This window comes from Mycobacterium sp. SMC-21, from assembly GCF_045310825.1.
Lineage (GTDB): Bacteria > Actinomycetota > Actinomycetes > Mycobacteriales > Mycobacteriaceae > Mycobacterium.
Genome location: NZ_JBJIAO010000024.1, coordinates 65030 through 80870, shown reverse-complemented (window position 1 = coordinate 80870; position 15841 = coordinate 65030). Strand labels below are relative to the sequence as shown.

General features: G+C 67.5%; 14 protein-coding genes. 5 read left to right on the top strand and 9 right to left on the bottom strand.

The genetic code is table 11. From position 1 onward, the window contains the following. Positions 1–162: 162 nt before the first annotated feature. Positions 163–3561, top strand: a complete 3399-nt coding sequence (locus ACJH6H_RS20825) for a DEAD/DEAH box helicase family protein (RefSeq protein WP_406775695.1) — start codon at positions 163–165, stop codon at positions 3559–3561. Between the two features lie 137 nt (positions 3562–3698). On the opposite strand, the gene dxs is transcribed toward ACJH6H_RS20825, so the two are convergent. From dxs to ACJH6H_RS20800, 5 genes are all read right to left on the bottom strand, one after another. Next, positions 3699–5597, bottom strand: a complete 1899-nt coding sequence (dxs, locus tag ACJH6H_RS20820) for a 1-deoxy-D-xylulose-5-phosphate synthase (RefSeq protein WP_406775694.1) — start codon at positions 5595–5597, stop codon at positions 3699–3701. Between the two features lie 36 nt (positions 5598–5633). Beyond that, entirely contained in the window at positions 5634–6911 is a 1278-nt protein-coding gene (gene nhaA / locus ACJH6H_RS20815) for a Na+/H+ antiporter NhaA (RefSeq protein ID WP_406775693.1), read from the bottom strand. A 107-nt stretch (positions 6912–7018) separates the two neighbouring features. Continuing rightward, positions 7019–7468, bottom strand: coding sequence for an SRPBCC family protein (locus tag ACJH6H_RS20810; protein WP_406775692.1), 450 nt, complete (start codon positions 7466–7468; stop codon positions 7019–7021). Positions 7469–7495: 27 nt separating this feature from the next. Further along, positions 7496–8695 (bottom strand): class I SAM-dependent RNA methyltransferase, encoded by a 1200-nt coding sequence (locus tag ACJH6H_RS20805; protein ID WP_406775691.1) that lies wholly within the window; start codon positions 8693–8695, stop codon positions 7496–7498. Beyond that, positions 8692–10686, bottom strand: a complete 1995-nt coding sequence (locus ACJH6H_RS20800; protein WP_212811699.1) for an APC family permease — start codon at positions 10684–10686, stop codon at positions 8692–8694. Before ACJH6H_RS20800 ends, ACJH6H_RS20805 begins: the two co-directional genes overlap by 4 nt. A 104-nt stretch (positions 10687–10790) precedes the next feature. Here ACJH6H_RS20800 and ACJH6H_RS20795 point away from each other — a divergent pair, with 104 nt between their 5' ends. Together ACJH6H_RS20795 and ACJH6H_RS20790 are read left to right on the top strand one after the other, a co-directional pair. Then, complete coding sequence (locus ACJH6H_RS20795) at positions 10791–11465, top strand: TrkA family potassium uptake protein (protein WP_081633431.1); 675 nt, start codon at positions 10791–10793, stop codon at positions 11463–11465. An 8-nt stretch (positions 11466–11473) separates the two neighbouring features. After that, positions 11474–12133, top strand: a complete 660-nt coding sequence (locus ACJH6H_RS20790) for a TrkA family potassium uptake protein (protein WP_020101827.1) — start codon at positions 11474–11476, stop codon at positions 12131–12133. On the opposite strand, the gene ACJH6H_RS20785 is transcribed toward ACJH6H_RS20790, so the two are convergent. Further along, entirely contained in the window at positions 12130–12723 is a 594-nt protein-coding gene (locus ACJH6H_RS20785; RefSeq protein ID WP_406775696.1) for a DUF3159 domain-containing protein, read from the bottom strand. The two genes, ACJH6H_RS20790 and ACJH6H_RS20785, sit on opposite strands and share 4 nt — an antisense overlap. Positions 12724–12830: 107 nt before the next feature. After that, positions 12831–13202: an OB-fold nucleic acid binding domain-containing protein gene (locus ACJH6H_RS20780; RefSeq protein WP_020101829.1), complete on the bottom strand. Its 372-nt coding sequence runs from the start codon at positions 13200–13202 to the stop codon at positions 12831–12833. 185 nt (positions 13203–13387) lie between these two features. Here ACJH6H_RS20780 and ACJH6H_RS20775 point away from each other — a divergent pair, with 185 nt between their 5' ends. After that, on the top strand, positions 13388–14098 hold the full coding sequence (locus tag ACJH6H_RS20775) for an alpha/beta hydrolase (protein WP_318984404.1): 711 nt from the start codon (positions 13388–13390) through the stop codon (positions 14096–14098). On the opposite strand, the gene ACJH6H_RS20770 is transcribed toward ACJH6H_RS20775, so the two are convergent. Further along, the gene (locus ACJH6H_RS20770; protein ID WP_318984403.1) at positions 14085–14831 is read right to left on the bottom strand and encodes a DUF3710 domain-containing protein; all 747 of its coding nucleotides are present in this window, start codon (positions 14829–14831) and stop codon (positions 14085–14087) included. The two genes, ACJH6H_RS20775 and ACJH6H_RS20770, sit on opposite strands and share 14 nt — an antisense overlap. Next, positions 14831–15295: a dUTP diphosphatase gene (gene dut / locus ACJH6H_RS20765; protein ID WP_061006033.1), complete on the bottom strand. Its 465-nt coding sequence runs from the start codon at positions 15293–15295 to the stop codon at positions 14831–14833. The genes ACJH6H_RS20770 and dut overlap by 1 nt, the downstream gene beginning before the upstream one ends. A 25-nt stretch (positions 15296–15320) precedes the next feature. Between dut and ACJH6H_RS20760 the strand changes: the two genes are divergently transcribed. Beyond that, positions 15321–15818 carry a DUF3093 domain-containing protein gene (locus tag ACJH6H_RS20760; RefSeq protein WP_406775690.1) on the top strand — a complete coding sequence of 166 codons (498 nt, stop codon included), beginning with the start codon at positions 15321–15323 and terminating at the stop codon, positions 15816–15818. Positions 15819–15841: the final 23 nt, after the last annotated feature.

Below are 15841 nucleotides of genomic sequence, written 5' to 3'. Positions count from 1 at the left end.
TGTGATCATCCCCGGGAAGGCGCGCCCACATTCACGCCGCCCTACCAAGGCTCATCCACAGGTTCTGATCATTGCTCAATTGACGATCATGTTGCTCACTACCAGTACAGTGACCCTGTGAGTCCGACTATGTTCGTGAATGAACATTCCGGCTGAGCGCGGATGAGCAATTTCGCATTCATCGGTGCCGCTGAATGGCCCGACATCCAATCCGACTGTGCCCGCGCCGAGAGCTACCTGGCCTCCGATCCGCGCTCGGCCTGCATCTACGGCCGGCGCGCCATCGAACAACTCGTCGGCCTGCTTTACGACGTGATGGATCTGCCGCTGCCCTACAAGGACGACCTGGCCGCCCGGATCAACGAACGTCCGTTCAGTACCCAAGTGCCGCCGGCAATCGTTCACAAGCTCAACCTGATTCGCAAAGCCGGCAACGCGGCGGTGCACGAACGGCGCGCCATCGCGCCGAACATCGCGCTCGCGGTCCTGCGGGAACTTCACCACGTCACGGTGTGGGCCGTCTACCACCACTCGGCCTATCCCAAGGCCGCGCCACTCAAGCTGCCGTTCGATCCCAAGCTGGCGGCGAAGGCCGCGCCCCTGAGCCGTGACGAGGTCGCCCAGCTGGCCACGAAGTTCAAGGCACAGGACGAAGCACACGCCAAAGCCCTGGCAGAAAAAGACGAGCTCGCCGCGTCGAAAGACGCCGAGATCGCAGCGCTGCGTGAGCAAATCAAAGCCGCCCAGGCCGCGAAGCAGCAGCCCGACGATCGCGACTACAACGAAGCGCAGACCCGCACCGAGTACATCGACCTCGATCTCGCCGAGGCCGGTTGGGCCCTCGACCAACCGCGGGACCGCGAGTTCGAAGTCACGGGAATGCCCAGCGGCGGGATGGGTTACGTCGACTATGTGCTGTGGGGTGCTGACGGCCTGCCGCTCGCCGTCGTCGAAGCCAAGCGAACCAGCAAGAGCCCGCACGTCGGCCAGGAACAGGCCAAGCAGTACGCCGACTGCCTAGAGCAAATGACCGGCCGGCGTCCGATCATCCTCTATACGAACGGCTATGAGCACTGGATGTGGGATGACGCCGGCGGCTACCCGCCCCGTCAGGTCCAGGGCTTCTTCACGGCCGACGAACTGGCCCTGATGATTTCGCGGCGCGCGTCCCGTAAGCCGCTGCTTGGCGCCGAGATCGACTCCGCGATCGTCGAGCGCCACTACCAGATTCACGCGATCCGCCGCGTCGGTGAGGAGTTCACCGCGCACAAGCGCGAAGCACTGCTGGTGATGGCGACGGGGTCGGGCAAGACTCGCACCGTCATCGCACTCGTCAAGCAGCTCATGGAGGCCGGCTGGGTCAAGCGGGTGCTGTTCCTGGCCGACCGGACGGCGCTGGTCAACCAGGCCGTCGGCGCATTCAAGGAACACCTGCCGAACGCCACCACCGTGAACCTGGTGACCGAGAAGATCACCGACGGCCGGGTGTACGTCAGCACCTACTCCACGATGCTGAACCTGATCAATTCCGTCGACGACGGCTTACGCCCTTTTGGCCCTGGCTATTTCGACCTGGTCGTCATCGACGAGGCGCACCGGTCGGTGTACCAGAAGTATCGTGCCATCTTCGAGTGGTTCGACTCCCTGTTGGTCGGCCTCACCGCGACACCCAAGGACGAGGTGGACCACAACACCTACCGGCTATTCAACCTCGAAGACGGTATGCCCACCGATGCCTACAGCTTGGATGACGCCGTCAAAGAAGGTTTTCTTGTTCCCGCCGTGGGGATTTCGGTGGGAACCAAATTCCTGCGCCAAGGCATTCGGTACGACGAACTGACCGAAGCGCAGAAGGACGAATGGGACTCCCTGGACTGGGGTGACGATGACACTCCCGACGCGATGTCGGCAGAGGAGCTGGGACGCTTCTGGTTCAACGCCGACACCGTCGACAAGATCCTGGCTCAGCTGATGTCGCAGGGGCACAAGGTCGCCGGCGGCGACCGCCTCGGTAAGACGATCATCTTCGCCAAGAACCAGGCCCACGCGCAGTTCATCGCCGAACGCTTCGACATCCAGTATCCCGAGTACGCCGGGACGTTTGCACGCGTCATCACTCACAGCACCGAACGCGCGCAGAGCCTCATCGATGACTTCTCCGTCACCGATAAAGGCCCGCACATCGCCATCTCGGTCGACATGCTCGACACCGGCATCGACGTGCCGGACGTGGTGAATCTGGTTTTCTTCAAAGAGATCCGATCCAAAAGCAAGTTCTGGCAGATGATCGGCCGCGGAACTCGCTTGCGTCCCAACCTGTACGGACCTGGACAGCACAAGGAGAACTTCTACGTCTTCGACTGCTGCGGCAACCTGGAGTTCTTCAGCCAGGATCTGCCCGGCACGGAGGGTTCGCTACAGAAATCGTTGAATCAGCGACTCTTCGAAACTCGGGTCGGACTGGTCACAGCACTGGATTCGGCTGTCCCTGGGACGAATCCGCCCGAGGGTCACGGCACCGAAACCGAACGCGGGCTTCGCGTCGACACCGCATGGAGCCTGCACAAGATCGTCGTCGGCATGAACATGGACAACGTGTTGGTCCGGCCTCACCGCAGACTCGTCGAACAGTACGCACAATGGCCCGCGTGGTCGTCGTTGACGCACGAAGCCGCAGGCGACGTCGCCGCTCAACTCGCTGGCCTGCCCTCCTCGGAGCTGGACACCGACGAACAGGCCAAGCGGTTCGACCTGTTGATCCTGCGCCGCCAACTGGCACAGCTCGAGGGCGATGCCGTAGCGGCTGAACGGATCCGGACGAAAATTCAGGGAATCGCTGAAGGACTGCTCACCAAGACCTCGATCCCGTCGGTCGCGGCGCAACAGGCCCTCCTTGACGACATCTGCGCCGGCGAGTGGTGGGTCGACGTCACCCTGCCCATGCTCGAACTCGTCCGGCTGCGAGTGCGTGCACTGGTCCGCTTCCTGGACCCCGCCCAGAAGACCGTTGTATACACCGACTTTCAGGACGAACTCAGTGAAGCAACCTTGGTCGATCTACCCAACGTCACTCCGGGGACCAACTGGGACCGGTTCAAGGCGAAAGCCAGGGCGTACCTCAGGTCCCACCTGGACCACATCACGCTGCAACGCCTGCACCGTAACAAGCCACTCACGCCCGACGATCTGATCGCATTGGAGCGCATGCTGATTGACAGCGGTGTGGGCGATCCCGCCGACATCGACTTGGCCAAAGTGGACGGGCTCGGACTGTTCGTCCGATCGCTCGTCGGCCTGGATCGAGCTGCAGCGACAGAAGCATTCGGGGCCTACCTCGACGGATCGCGATTCACTGCCGACCAGATTCGGTTCATCAACCTCATCGTCACCGAACTGACCGCAACGGGCGTCGTCGCCGTCGCGCGACTCTACGACTCCCCCTATACCGACAAGGCGCCGACCGGCCCTGAAGAGGTGTTTACGGAAGCTGATGTCGACAACATCGTGTCGATACTGAACACCGTGCGAGCCAACGCAGCGCCCGAGGGTGGCGTCGCCTAGGTCGCAGAAGACCAGTCCAGAACAGCTGCGTCAGAGGCGGTGAGATGCGTTACCTCACCGCCGCCGAGCGGCCCCAAAATGCACGCGACACACCGCGAATCCGTGTACAAACACGGCCGCTCGCGGGAAGTGAGCTACTACTGGGAGGCGATGTCGACCGAGCTGCCGAGGGCGGCGACCCAGCCGGTGACCTGGCGGGCGATGTCCTGGTCGGTCAGGCCGATGGACATCAGCACCTCGCTGCGGCTGGCGTGGTCCTGGAACTCCTGGGGCACGCCGACGTCGCGGCATGGCACGTCGATCTCGGCGCGACGCAGCGACGCCGACACCGCAGAGCCGATGCCGCCGGCGACACCGTTGTCCTCAAGCGTCACAACGAGTTTGTGGGCCCGGGCCAGGTCGGCGATGGCCGCCGGGACCGGCAGCACCCAGCGGGGGTCGACGACCGTCACACCGATGCCCTGCTTGCGCAACCGGTCGGCGACGACGAGCGCCATGCGGGCGAACGCGCCGACGGCGACCAGCAGCACATCGTCGGACAGGCCGTCGGCGGGCTCGGTCAGGATGTCGACGCCGTGCTGGCGGCGGACGGCCGGAATATCTTCGCCGACAGCGCCTTTCGGGAACCGCACCGCGGTGGGTCCGTCAGAGACCGCAAGCGCCTCGCCGAGTTCCTCACGCAGCCGGGCGGCATCGCGCGGTGCGGCGACCTGCATGCCGGGCACGATGCCGAGCATCGACATGTCCCACATGCCGTTGTGGCTGGCACCGTCGTTGCCGGTGATGCCGGCCCGGTCGAGAACCATGGTGACGGGCAGCTCGTGCAGCGCCACGTCCATCATGATCTGGTCGAACGCCCGGTTCAGGAATGTCGAGTAGATGGCGACGACGGGGTGCATGCCGCCCATCGCCAGACCCGCGGCCGACGTCATCGCGTGCTGCTCGGCGATACCGACGTCGAAGAACCGGTCCGGGAAACGCTGCCGGAACGCCGACAGGCCCGTCGGCCCCGGCATGGCCGCGGTGATCGCGACGATGTCGCGCCGCTTGGTGGCCTGCTTGATCAGCTCCTCGGAGAACACCGACGTCCAGCCCAGCACCGACTCGGCCGTGGACCGCCCGGTGTGCGGGTCGATGATGCCGGTCGAGTGCATCTGCTCGGCTTCGTCGTTCTCCGCGTGCGAGTAACCCATGCCCTTGCGGGTGACGACGTGCACGATCACCGGCGCGTTGAACCCGCGGGCATGCCGCAGCGCCGCCTCGACGGCGTGCTCGTCGTGCCCGTCGATGGGCCCGACGTACTTGAGCCCCAGATCGGTGAACAGCGCCTGCGGTGCCAGCGCGTCCTTGATGCCGGCCTTGATGCTGTGCACGCACTGGTAGCAGAACTCGCCGACGACGGGCACGCCGCGCAGCGCGTGCTTGCCCCGCTCCAGTGCCTTCTCGTAGCCGGGCTGCAGGCGCAGTGCCGCGAAGTGGTCGGCCAGGCCGCCGATGGTCGGCGCGTAGCTGCGCCCGTTGTCGTTGACGACGATGACGATGGGCCGGTTGGCGGCCGCGATGTTGTTGAGCGCCTCCCAGCACATACCGCCGGTGAGCGCGCCGTCACCGACGACGGCGACGACGTGCCGGTTCCGGTAGCCGGAGAGTTCGAAGGCCTTGGCCAGGCCGTCGGCGTAGGACAGCGCGGTGCTGGCGTGGCTCGACTCGACCCAGTCGTGTTCGCTCTCGGCGCGGCACGGGTAGCCGGACAGGCCGCCCTTCATGCGCAGGGTCTCGAAGTCCGGGCACCGGCCGGTCAGCATCTTGTGGACATAGGCCTGGTGACCGGTGTCGAAGATGATCGGGTCGTGCGGCGAATCGAAGACGCGGTGCAGGGCGAGCGTCAGCTCCACGACGCCCAGGTTGGGGCCCAGATGCCCGCCGGTGGCGGCCACCTTGTGCACCAGGAATTTCCTGATCTCGGCGGCAAGTTCCGTCAGCTGAGGCTGCGACAGGTGCGCCAGATCAGCTGGGCCGCGGACCTGTTCAAGCATTCCGACAGTCTACGCACGCACCCCGGGTAGAGCCGGTCAAGGCTGATAGATGTCCGGCACACCGTCGCCGTCGTCGTCGGCGGTCTCACGTTCGTGGATGCGGCGGTATGCGGCGTTGCGCGACAGCAGCACGACCGCGGCCAGCATCCCGGCGATCACCGAACCGGCGAGCACGCCGATCTTGGCATCGGCGCCGGTGGCCGTGCCGGTACCGAACGCCAGCTCACCGATCAGCAGCGAGACCGTGAAGCCGATCCCGGCCAGCATCGCCACCCCGGCGACGTCCAGCCAGCCCAGGCCCTCGTCGAGTTCGGCGCCGGTGAATCGCGCCAGCAGGAATGTGGTGCTGAACACACCGATGGCTTTGCCGAACACCAGCCCCAGCAGGACGCCACCGGTCACCGGATGGGTGATCGCGTCAACCAGGCCGGGCCAGCCACCGACGCTGACGCCCGCCGCGAAGAACGCGAAGACCGGCACCGCCACCCCGGCGGACAGCGGCCGCAGCGCGTGCTCGAACGCCTCGGCCGAGGCGTGCTTGCCCAGAACGGGTACCCCGAACCCGAGGAGCACGCCGGCCACCGTGGCATGGATGCCGCTCGCGTGCACCAGCGCCCAGGTCGCCACCGCGAGCGGCAACAGCAGCCACCAGTGCCGGATGCCACGCTGCACGGCCGCGACGAACAACCCACCGGGGATGACGGCCAGCGCCAGCGCCGTGGGATTGAGGTGATCGGTGTAGAAGCACGCGATGACGATGATGGCCAGCAAGTCGTCGACCACGGCGAGCGTCAGCAGGAAGGTGCGCAGCGCGGTCGGCAGGTGCGTGGAGATGACGGCCAGCACGGCGAGGGCGAAGGCGATGTCCGTCGCGATCGGCACCGCCCAGCCGTCCAGATTCTCGGGGTGCCCCAGCGCCAGGTTGAGGCCCACGAAGATGGCAGCGGGCGCCAGCATGCCGCCGACGGCGGCGGCGATGGGCAGCGCCGCACGCGCCGGGTCCCGCAGGTCGCCCGCGACGAACTCGCGTTTGAGTTCGACGCCGACGACGAAGAAGAAGATCGCCAGGAGCCCGTCGGCCGCCCAGGCCGACAGGCTCAGGTGCAGATGCCACGAGTCCGGGCCGACTGCGAATTCGGACAGTGCGTGATAGCTGTGCGCGGCAGGCGAATTGGCCCACACCAGGGCGACGCCCGCCGCCAGCAACAGCAGGATGCCGCCGACGGTCTCCTTGCGGAGGATTTCGGTGAACCGCTGGGCTTCGGGCCAGCTGCCCCGGGTCAGCAGGCGCCGGCGCGTGTTGCGGTTGGTCATCGGGACTCTCCTGGGCAGCGTTGAACGGCGCCGACCAGGCTTCCCGGCACACCTGCCCGCTAAGTTAGCAGCCGGGCCGAGCACCGACAGCGGTCCGCGTCGCTGCGCTACGTGACCTCCGATTCGAGGATGGTCTTCAACCGCTTGAGGTCATTGGTGGTGGCGCGCTTCATCGCCGGAGCCATCAGCGGCGCGACGAGGCGCGAGAAACCGCTCGGCGCACCGCGATTGCGCAGCCGCATCCGCGTGGTCTGCGCGTCGACATCGGTCCACTCGTAGACGGTTTCCATCGGGAATGGGCCTTCGGCGGTGCGCATGACGAGACGGCGGTCGGGAACCAACTCCACGACCTCGTAGGTGTACGTCAGCGTCCGGCGCAGAAACGAGGCGGTGAAGGTGAATTGCGACCCCACCGCCAACGGTCGGGCGGTGACCCAACTCGCAGACCGGATGTTGACGTACCACTGTGGGGCGTTGTCGGGTTCGGCGGCGTAGGCGGCCACGACACCGCGGGGCCGCGCAATGACGCATTCCACAGACACATCCACGGTGGCCATCAGGCAGCCCTTCTACTTCCGAAACCGCTAGCGCGTCAGCAGCGCCACACACTCGACGTGGTGCGTCAGCGGGAACGAGTCGAAAACCCGCAGGTTCGCCACCTCGTAACCGTGTCCACGGTAGAGACCGATGTCGCGCGCGAAAGAGGCTGCCTCACAACCGATGTGGATCACGCGGGGCACCCCTGCAGCGGCCAGCTGATCGATGACCTCGTGCCCGGCGCCGGTCCGGGGCGGGTCCAGCACCGCGACGTCGGCCGCCACCCGCTGGGTGCCCAGCGCCCGGCGCACCGAATCGGTCAGCACCTCGACGCTGCCCAGGTCGCCCAGCGCGGCCCGGGCCGCGCGCGCCGATCCGCGCGACGTGTCGACTGTCAGCACGTGACCCGACTCCCCCACCGCGCCGGCCAGTGCCGCCGCGAAAACGCCTGCGCCGCCGTACAAATCCCATGCCGTCTGGCCCTCGGACAGCTCCGCCCACTCGGTGACCAGGGCACTGTAGGTGGTGGCGGCGTCACGATGGGACTGCCAGAACGCCGTCACGGGCACGCGCCATTCCCGATCGCCGACGCGCTGCACGGCCTCGTACTCGCCCGAGACCACCTCGGTCAGGCCGCGTTTGGCGTTCTTGCCCGCGCCCTTCTTGGCGTGCGGAACGGACCGCACGACGTGCCGGTGTCCGGCGTCGTCGAGCACGACATGCAGGTGCGCGCCGGGCGGTTGCAACGGCAGATCGTCCAACATCCCGGCCGGCACCTGGGCACACGACAGGTCGGTCACCAGTTCGTCGCTGTGATACCGGTGGAACCCGGCGCGGCCGTCCGCGCCGACCTCCAGGCGCACCCGGGTACGCCACCCGGTCGGGCCGACGGTGCCGACCTCTTCGGCGACGAGGTCGCCCGCCTCATAGCCGCCGAGGCGCGCCAGCTGATTGGCCACCACCTCGCCCTTGAGCCGCCGAGCCGCGGCGGGATCGACGAAAGCCAGGTCGCAGCAACCGGATCCCTGTGCACCGGCGATCGCGCACAGTGATGCCACCCGGTCGGGCGAAGGCTCGAGCACCTCGACAGCGTCGGCGTGCCAGTACGACCCGCGCTCGGATGTCACCTCGGCGCGCACCACCTCGCCCGGCAGGGCATGGCGGACGAAGATCACGCGGCCGTCGTGGCGCGCGACGCAGCTGCCACCGTTGGCCGGCGGGCCCACGGTCAGTGTTACTTCACTCACTCGATGATGCCCCGTCGGGTGTCACCGGGCGCCGAGCCCGGCGTCATGGTCACCTTCACGCGTTCGGACGAATTCAGCTGCCACGGAACGGAAGTCACCATCACGTTCGGGATGAACAGCAGCCGGCCCTTGAGGCGCAGCGCGCTCTGGTTGTGCAGGATGTGCTCCCACCAGTGGCCCACCACGTACTCCGGGATGAACACCGTCACGACGGTGCGCTTCGACTCGGCCGTGATGCGCTTGACGTAATCGAGGATGGGCCTGGTGATCTCGCGGTACGGCGAGGCGATGACCTTGAGCGGTACCGACACGTCGCTGTCTTCCCACTTGTGCACCAGCTCGCGGGTCTCGGCGTCGTCGACGCTGACGGTGATGGCCTCCAGGACATCCGGGCGGGTCGCCTTCGCGTAGGCCAGGGCCCGCAGCGTCGGCAGGTGCAGATTGGACACCAGCACGACGGCGTGGTTTCGGCTGGGCAGCACGACATCCTCGTCCGGCCCCGATTGGGAGCGCAGCTCCTGGGCGACGGTGTCGTAGTGCTTGTGGATCGCCTTCATGAGGACGAACAGCAGGCTCATCGCCAGGATCGCGATCCACGCGCCGGCCAGGAACTTCGTCACGATGACCACCAGCAGCACGGCGCCCGTGCAGATGAATCCGATGGTGTTGACGACCCGCGCGCGCTGCATGCGGCGCCGCTCGGACGCTTCGGTCTCGGTGCGCAGCAACCGGTTCCAGTGCCGCACCATGCCGATCTGGCTCAGCGTGAACGACACGAACACGCCGACGATGTACAGCTGGATCAGCGCCGTCACCTCGGCGTTGAACGCCACCACGAAGGCGATGGCGGCGAACGCGAGGAACAGGATGCCGTTGGAGAACGCGAGCCGGTCACCGCGGGTGTGCAGCTGCCGCGGCAGGTAGCGGTCCTGCGCCAGGATCGAGCCCAGCACCGGGAAACCGTTGAACGCGGTGTTGGCGGCCAGCACCAGGATCAGCGCCGTGACACCGGCGATCAGATAGAGCCCCACCGGGAAGCCCTGGAACACCGCCTCGGCCAGCTGGGTGACGACCGTCTTCTGGTGGTAGTCGGCGGGCGCGCCCTCCAGCTGGTCGACGCTGTCGGCCATCTTCAGGCCGATCTGCTTCGCCAGCACGATGATGCCCATGAACAACGACACCGCGATGGCGCCGAGCAGCAGCAGCGTCGTTGCGGCGTTGCGCGACTTGGGCTTCTGGAACGCCGGGACGCCGTTGCTGATGGCTTCCACACCCGTGAGGGCGGCACAGCCCGACGAGAACGCCCGGGCCACGAGGAAGACCATCGCGAAGCCCAGCACGTCGCCGTGCTCGGACTTGATGGTGAAACCGGCGGACTCGGCCCGCAGCGGGTGGCCCAGCACGAAGATCTGGATGAAGCCCCAGGCCAACATGATGTACATGCCGATCATGAAGGCGTAGGTGGGAATCGCGAAGGCAGTACCCGATTCCCGGATGCCGCGCAGGTTCAGCGACGCCAGGATCAGGATCGCCAGGACCGACAGCAACACCTTGTTCTGGGCGATGAACGGTACGGCCGACCCGATGTTGGACATCGCGGACGCCGTCGACACCGCGACCGTCAGCACGTAGTCGACCAGCAGCGCGCTCGCCACCGTCAACCCCGCGGTGTGCCCGAGGTTGGTCGTGACCACCTCGTAGTCGCCGCCACCGGACGGATAGGCATGCACGTTCTGCCGGTAACTGGCGATCACGATGAGCATGACTGCGGCCACCGCGAGACCGACCCAAGGCGCCATCGAATAGGCGGACAGACCGGCGACCGACAGCACCAGGAAGATTTCCTCCGGCGCGTAGGCCACCGACGACAGCGCATCCGACGCGAACACCGGAAGAGCGATACGTTTGGGCAGCAACGTGTGGGCGAGCTTGTCGCTTCGGAAGGGTCGGCCGAGGACCAACCGGCGCGTCGCGGTCGAAAGCTTGGACACGAGAGCCAAGGGTAAGCCCCAAGGGCCCGGGTTGTAGCGTTCGGACTGAGCTGAGGCATGAAATTCGCTTCAGGGCCGGCTTCCGGCCCAGAAAGGATCGGCTGGTGCGAGTAGTCGTGATGGGCTGCGGCCGCGTTGGCGCATCGCTGGCGGACGGATTGGCCCGCATCGGCCATGAGGTCGCCGTGATCGACCGGGACAAGACGGCGTTCCACCGGCTGTCCCCCGAATTTCCCGGAGAACGCGTGCTGGGCATGGGTTTTGACCGGGATGTGCTGGAGCGGGCCGGTATCGAAGAGGCCGGTGCCTTCGCCGCGGTGTCCTCCGGTGACAACTCGAACATCATCTCGGCGCGCGTCGCGCGCGAGACGTTCGGTGTGCAGCGCGTCGTGGCGCGTATCTATGACGCCAAGCGCGCGGCGGTGTACGAGCGGCTGGGCATCCCGACCATCGCGACCGTGCCGTGGACCACCGACCGGTTGCTGAATCTGCTGACCCGCGAGACCGAGACCACCAAGTGGCGCGATCCGTCGGGCAACGTCGGCGTCACCGAACTGTCCCTGCACGAGGACTGGGTCGGCTACCGCGTCACCGCGCTGGAAGGCGCGACCGGCGGCCGCGTCGCGTTCCTCATCCGGTTCGGCAGCGGCGTGCTGCCCGACGCCAAGACCGTCATCCAGGCCGGCGATCAGGTGTACATGGCCGCGGTGTCGGGCCGTGTCGCCGAAGCCATCGCCATCGCATCACTGCCGCCCGGCGACGACGTCGAAAGCCACTAGGAGCGCACATGAAGGTCGCAATCGCGGGCGCCGGCGCCGTCGGCCGCTCCATCGCGCGGGAACTGGTCGATCACCACGAGGTGACGCTGCTGGAACGCAATCCGGACCACATCGACGTCGACGCCGTCCCCGCGGCGCAGTGGCGCCTCGGCGACGCCTGCGAGATCTCGCTGCTCGAGTCCGTCAAGCTGCATGAGTTCGACGTCGTCATCGCCGCCACCGGCGACGACAAGGCCAACGTCGTGGTGAGCCTGCTCGCCAAGACCGAGTTCGCGGTCCCGCGCGTCGTGGCCCGCGTCAACGACCCGCGCAACGAGTGGCTGTTCGACGACAGCTGGGGCGTCGACGTCGCCGTGTCGACGCCGCGCATGCTGGCGTCGCTGGTCGAAGAAGCCGTGTCGGTGGGCGACCTGGTCCGGCTGATGAGCTTCCGCAAGGGCCAGGCCAACCTGGTCGAGATCACGCTGCCCGACGACACCCCGTGGGGCGGCAAGGCCGTCAAGCGCCTCCAACTGCCCCGGGACGCCACTTTGGTGACCATCCTGCGCGGCCCGCGCGTCATCGTGCCCGAATCGGACGAGCCGCTCGAGGGTGGCGACGAGCTGCTGTTCGTCGCGGTGGCCGAGGTCGAGCAGGAGCTGCGCAACCAGGTGCTGAATCCGGGCTAATCCTCGGTGACGTGGTGTTCGGCGTCGCGGATGGCCTTCTGGGCCGTCCGGATCGCCAGGTAGGACGCCAGCGCGGCGACCGCGGTGAGCGGCCAGCCCATGGCGATCCGGGCCACCCCGAGCAGACCCGTCTGGTCCAGCCCGTACAGGTGGTTCTGGACCAGGAAGCGTGCCCCGAACACCAGCGCCCACACCGCGGTCGCGATGTCGAACGCCAGCACCGCCCGCCGGACGTCGCGCCAGCTGCGGTCGTGTCCGGTGACCCAGCTCCAGCCGTAGCCGACCAGGGGGCGCCGGATGAGGATCGAGATCGCGAACACCGCGGCATAGATCAGCGATGACCAGATGCCGAGCAGGAAATAGCCTTTCGAGGCGCCGATCACGTAGGCGATCAGCGCGCTGATCCCGACGCCGATGAAGCCCGACACCGCCGGCTGCACCGATTCGCGCCGCGCCAGCCGCCAGATGAGAACCAGGGCGGCGACGCCGAGCGCTGCGTAGATCGCGGCGGTCAGCCCGAAAAAGCTCGAGACGGGGACGAAAACGAGGACCGGCAGGGACGAATAGATCAGGCCGCTGAGGCCACCCATCTGCTCCAGCAGGACGTGCGCCGTCAGTTTGGCGTCGCCGTCGTCCTGCTGGGCCTCGATGTCGGCTTCGGCCTGCGCGTCGTTCGCGGTCCCCTTGTCGGGGAAGGTCACTTCTGAATCTCGTAATGCGGGTTGTAGATCGCTTTGGCCCCGCTGTCCAAGTTGCCGAGTCGTCCGTGCACCCGCAGGGTGCGCCCGGATTCGATGCCTGGGATGCGCCGCTGACCCAACCAGACCAGCGTGACCGTGTCGGTGCCGTCGAACAGCTCGGCTCGCACGCCGCCCGAACAGCCCTTGCCGTTGGTCTCGACACACCGCAGCGTGCCGACCATCGTCACTTCCTGTCCGCGCGTGCAGTCCACCGCTCGCATGGCGCCGGTGTTCAGGGCCTCGTCGTTCAGCTCCTGGACATCGCTCTGTTCGAGGTCCTCGGTAAGCCGCCGGGTGAGTCGGCGTAAATAGCCTTCCGCCGTAGCCATGGTCTCTCCTGAGACTTGCTGCGAATCCACCGTGGACCCGCTATCTAACCAACGTCACGCTAGACCTCTTGGTTCCGATTCGCCATTTCGGCACGGGATATATCTTCGTTATCCCGCTCACTGGACGGCACACCCGCCCGGACCCCCTTGCGTGCGCCGTCCCGGCCGCCGGGCACCATCGAGGGATGACGGCCAACTTGCAAGGGATGACCGCGGTACTGCTGCCCGGGACGGGATCGGACGACGACTACATCCGCCGGGCCTTCGGCGGCGCCCTGCTCGAAGCGGGTGCCGTGGTGATCGCCCCGCGGCCGCTGCCGGGCGACCTGATCGCCGGTTATGTCGAGGCGCTCGACGCCGCCGCGCAGCACGGCCCGATCATCGTCGGCGGCGTGTCCCTGGGCGCTGCCGTCGCCACGAACTGGGCGCTCAAGCATCCCGAACAGTGCATTGCTGTCCTGGCCGCCCTGCCCGCCTGGACCGGCGAGTCCGACGGCGCGCCGGCCGCCCAGGCCGCCCGCTACTCGGCGCAGCAGCTCCGCGAGATCGGGCTCGATGCGGCGGTCGCCGGCATGCGCGCGGGCAGCCCGGCCTGGCTCGCGGACGAACTGACACGGTCGTGGACGGCACAGTGGCCGGGCCTGCCGGATGCGATGGAAGAAGCGGCCGGTTACGGCGGGCCGACGCGCGAACAGCTCGCCGAGCTGCAGGTGCCGATGGGTGTCGCCGGGGCGGTCGACGACGCCGTGCACCCCGTCGCGGTCGCCGCGGAGTGGGCCGTGGCGGCTCCCCGGGCCGCGCTGCGGACCGTCACCCTCGATGCGATGGGCGAAGAGCCGACAGTGCTCGGTGACGCCTGTGTGGCCGCGTTGCGGGAGGCCGTCAGCCTCCTGTGATGGTGCCCATCTGCTGGGTGCGCAGCTGCTGCATGGCCGAGCCCTGCTCGCTACGACGGGCGTCGGGCTCCCCTTCGGGCTGCTGCTGCCCGAACTGCTGCTGCAGCTGTTCGAGCGCCTGCTGAGCCTGCTCCATCTGCTGTTGCGCCATCTGCTGGGCCGCGGCGCGCAGCTGCTCCAGCAGCGGCTCGGACAGTTGCACCGGCAGCGGGCTGCGAACCGGCAGCGGGGTGTCACCACGACGAACCACGGTGTCCGCCAACGAGGTTCGCGCCTCGTCGGCGATGGCGTCGATGGTCTCCTCGGTGCCGACGACGACACAGCGCACCATCCACCGGTAGCCGTCGGTTCCGATGAAACGCATCACGACCTGCGGCTGGCCGGGCTGCGGCACCGGCAGGCCCACGACCTCCCGGCCCCACGGCCCGTCTTCGATGCGCGCCTGCGCGTTGTCGTTGCGCAGCGATTCGGCCAGTTCCGCGGCGATCTCACGCCACAGCCCGCCGGTCTTGGGTGCGGCGTACGCGGCCACGGAGAACCGCCCGTTGGGCGTCATGATCCAGACGGCGTTCGGCACGCCCTGCTCGTTGACCTCGACGTTGAGCTGCGAACCGTCGGGCACCGGGACGAGCACGCCACCCAGGTCCAGGCGGGCCGCCTCGGCGTCGGCCGGGTCGTCGAAGTCCTCGATGTCGAAGGGGCCGTCTTCTTCGGGGTTGAACTCGAATGCCATCACAAACTCGCATGTCCGCCGGAGGAACCGTGGCCGCCCGCGCCACGTGAGGTGTCAGCCAGCCCCGCCTCGTCGAACGACGTGACCTCGACCAGCTCGGGCAACTCGACCCGCTGCACGAGCAGCTGCGCGATCCGGTCACCGCGTTTCACGATGATGGGCTCGCTGGGGTCGAGGTTGATGAGCGCCACCTTGATCTCACCGCGGTACCCGGCGTCGACGGTCCCGGGCGCGTTGACGATCGAAAGGCCAACGCGGATGGCCAATCCCGATCGCGGATGCACCAGGCCGACCATGCCGTGCGGAATCGCGACGGCGATCCCCGTCGGCACCAATTCGCGCTGACCGGGGGCCAGTTCGAGGTCGATCGCGCTGAACAGATCGACGCCGGCATCGCCGTCGTGAGCACGGGCCGGCATCGGCAGATCCCGGTCCAACCGAACTACCGCCAGAGAGGTGGACACGACCGCACAGACTACCCTTGGCCGCGTGTCAGACACGCGAGCAGCCACCCAAACCGTCCGCTATCGGGAGCGGTTGACGGTGCCTTTGTGGTGGTGGTTACCGGGTTTCGGGCTGGCGGCCCTGATCGCGCTGGAAGTGGTGCAAGGCGTGTCGGGCGTGCCGGCCTGGGCGCCGTTCGCCGTCCTGCTGCCGGTCGCCGCGGCGACGCTGGTGTGGATGGGGCGCATCGAGCTACGGGTGGTGAGCACCGGCACCGGCACCGGGCCGGATGCCGAGACCGAGCTGTGGGTGGGGCCGGCGCACATCCCGACGAGCGTCATCTCCCGGTCGGCCGAGGTGCCGCGCTCGGCGAAGTCGGCGGCGCTGGGACGCCAACTGGATCCGGCGGCGTACGTCGTGCACCGGGCCTGGGTCGGGCCGCTGATCCTCGTGGTGCTCGACGATCCGGATGACCCCACGCCGTACTGGCTGGTGAGCACCCGTCATCCCGACCGGGTGCTGGCGGCACTGCAGGGCCGCTAGCAGCCCCATAAGACGCCCAATGG

Excerpts from the sequence above, each read along its gene's own strand:
- ACJH6H_RS20810 (WP_406775692.1), bottom strand. The coding sequence starts at position 7,468 with ATGGCCACCGTGGATGTGTCTGTGGAATGCGTCATTGCGCGGCCCCGC.
- ACJH6H_RS20785 (WP_406775696.1), bottom strand. The coding sequence starts at position 12,723 with ATGGGTGGCCTCAGCGGCCTGATCTATTCGTCCCTGCCGGTCCTCGTT.
- dxs (WP_406775694.1), bottom strand. The coding sequence starts at position 5,597 with ATGCTTGAACAGGTCCGCGGCCCAGCTGATCTGGCGCACCTGTCGCAG.
- ACJH6H_RS20780 (WP_020101829.1), bottom strand. The coding sequence starts at position 13,202 with ATGGCTACGGCGGAAGGCTATTTACGCCGACTCACCCGGCGGCTTACC.
- nhaA (WP_406775693.1), bottom strand. The coding sequence starts at position 6,911 with ATGACCAACCGCAACACGCGCCGGCGCCTGCTGACCCGGGGCAGCTGG.
- ACJH6H_RS20775 (WP_318984404.1), top strand. The coding sequence starts at position 13,388 with ATGACGGCCAACTTGCAAGGGATGACCGCGGTACTGCTGCCCGGGACG.
- ACJH6H_RS20825 (WP_406775695.1), top strand. The coding sequence starts at position 163 with ATGAGCAATTTCGCATTCATCGGTGCCGCTGAATGGCCCGACATCCAA.
- ACJH6H_RS20770 (WP_318984403.1), bottom strand. The coding sequence starts at position 14,831 with ATGGCATTCGAGTTCAACCCCGAAGAAGACGGCCCCTTCGACATCGAG.
- ACJH6H_RS20790 (WP_020101827.1), top strand. The coding sequence starts at position 11,474 with ATGAAGGTCGCAATCGCGGGCGCCGGCGCCGTCGGCCGCTCCATCGCG.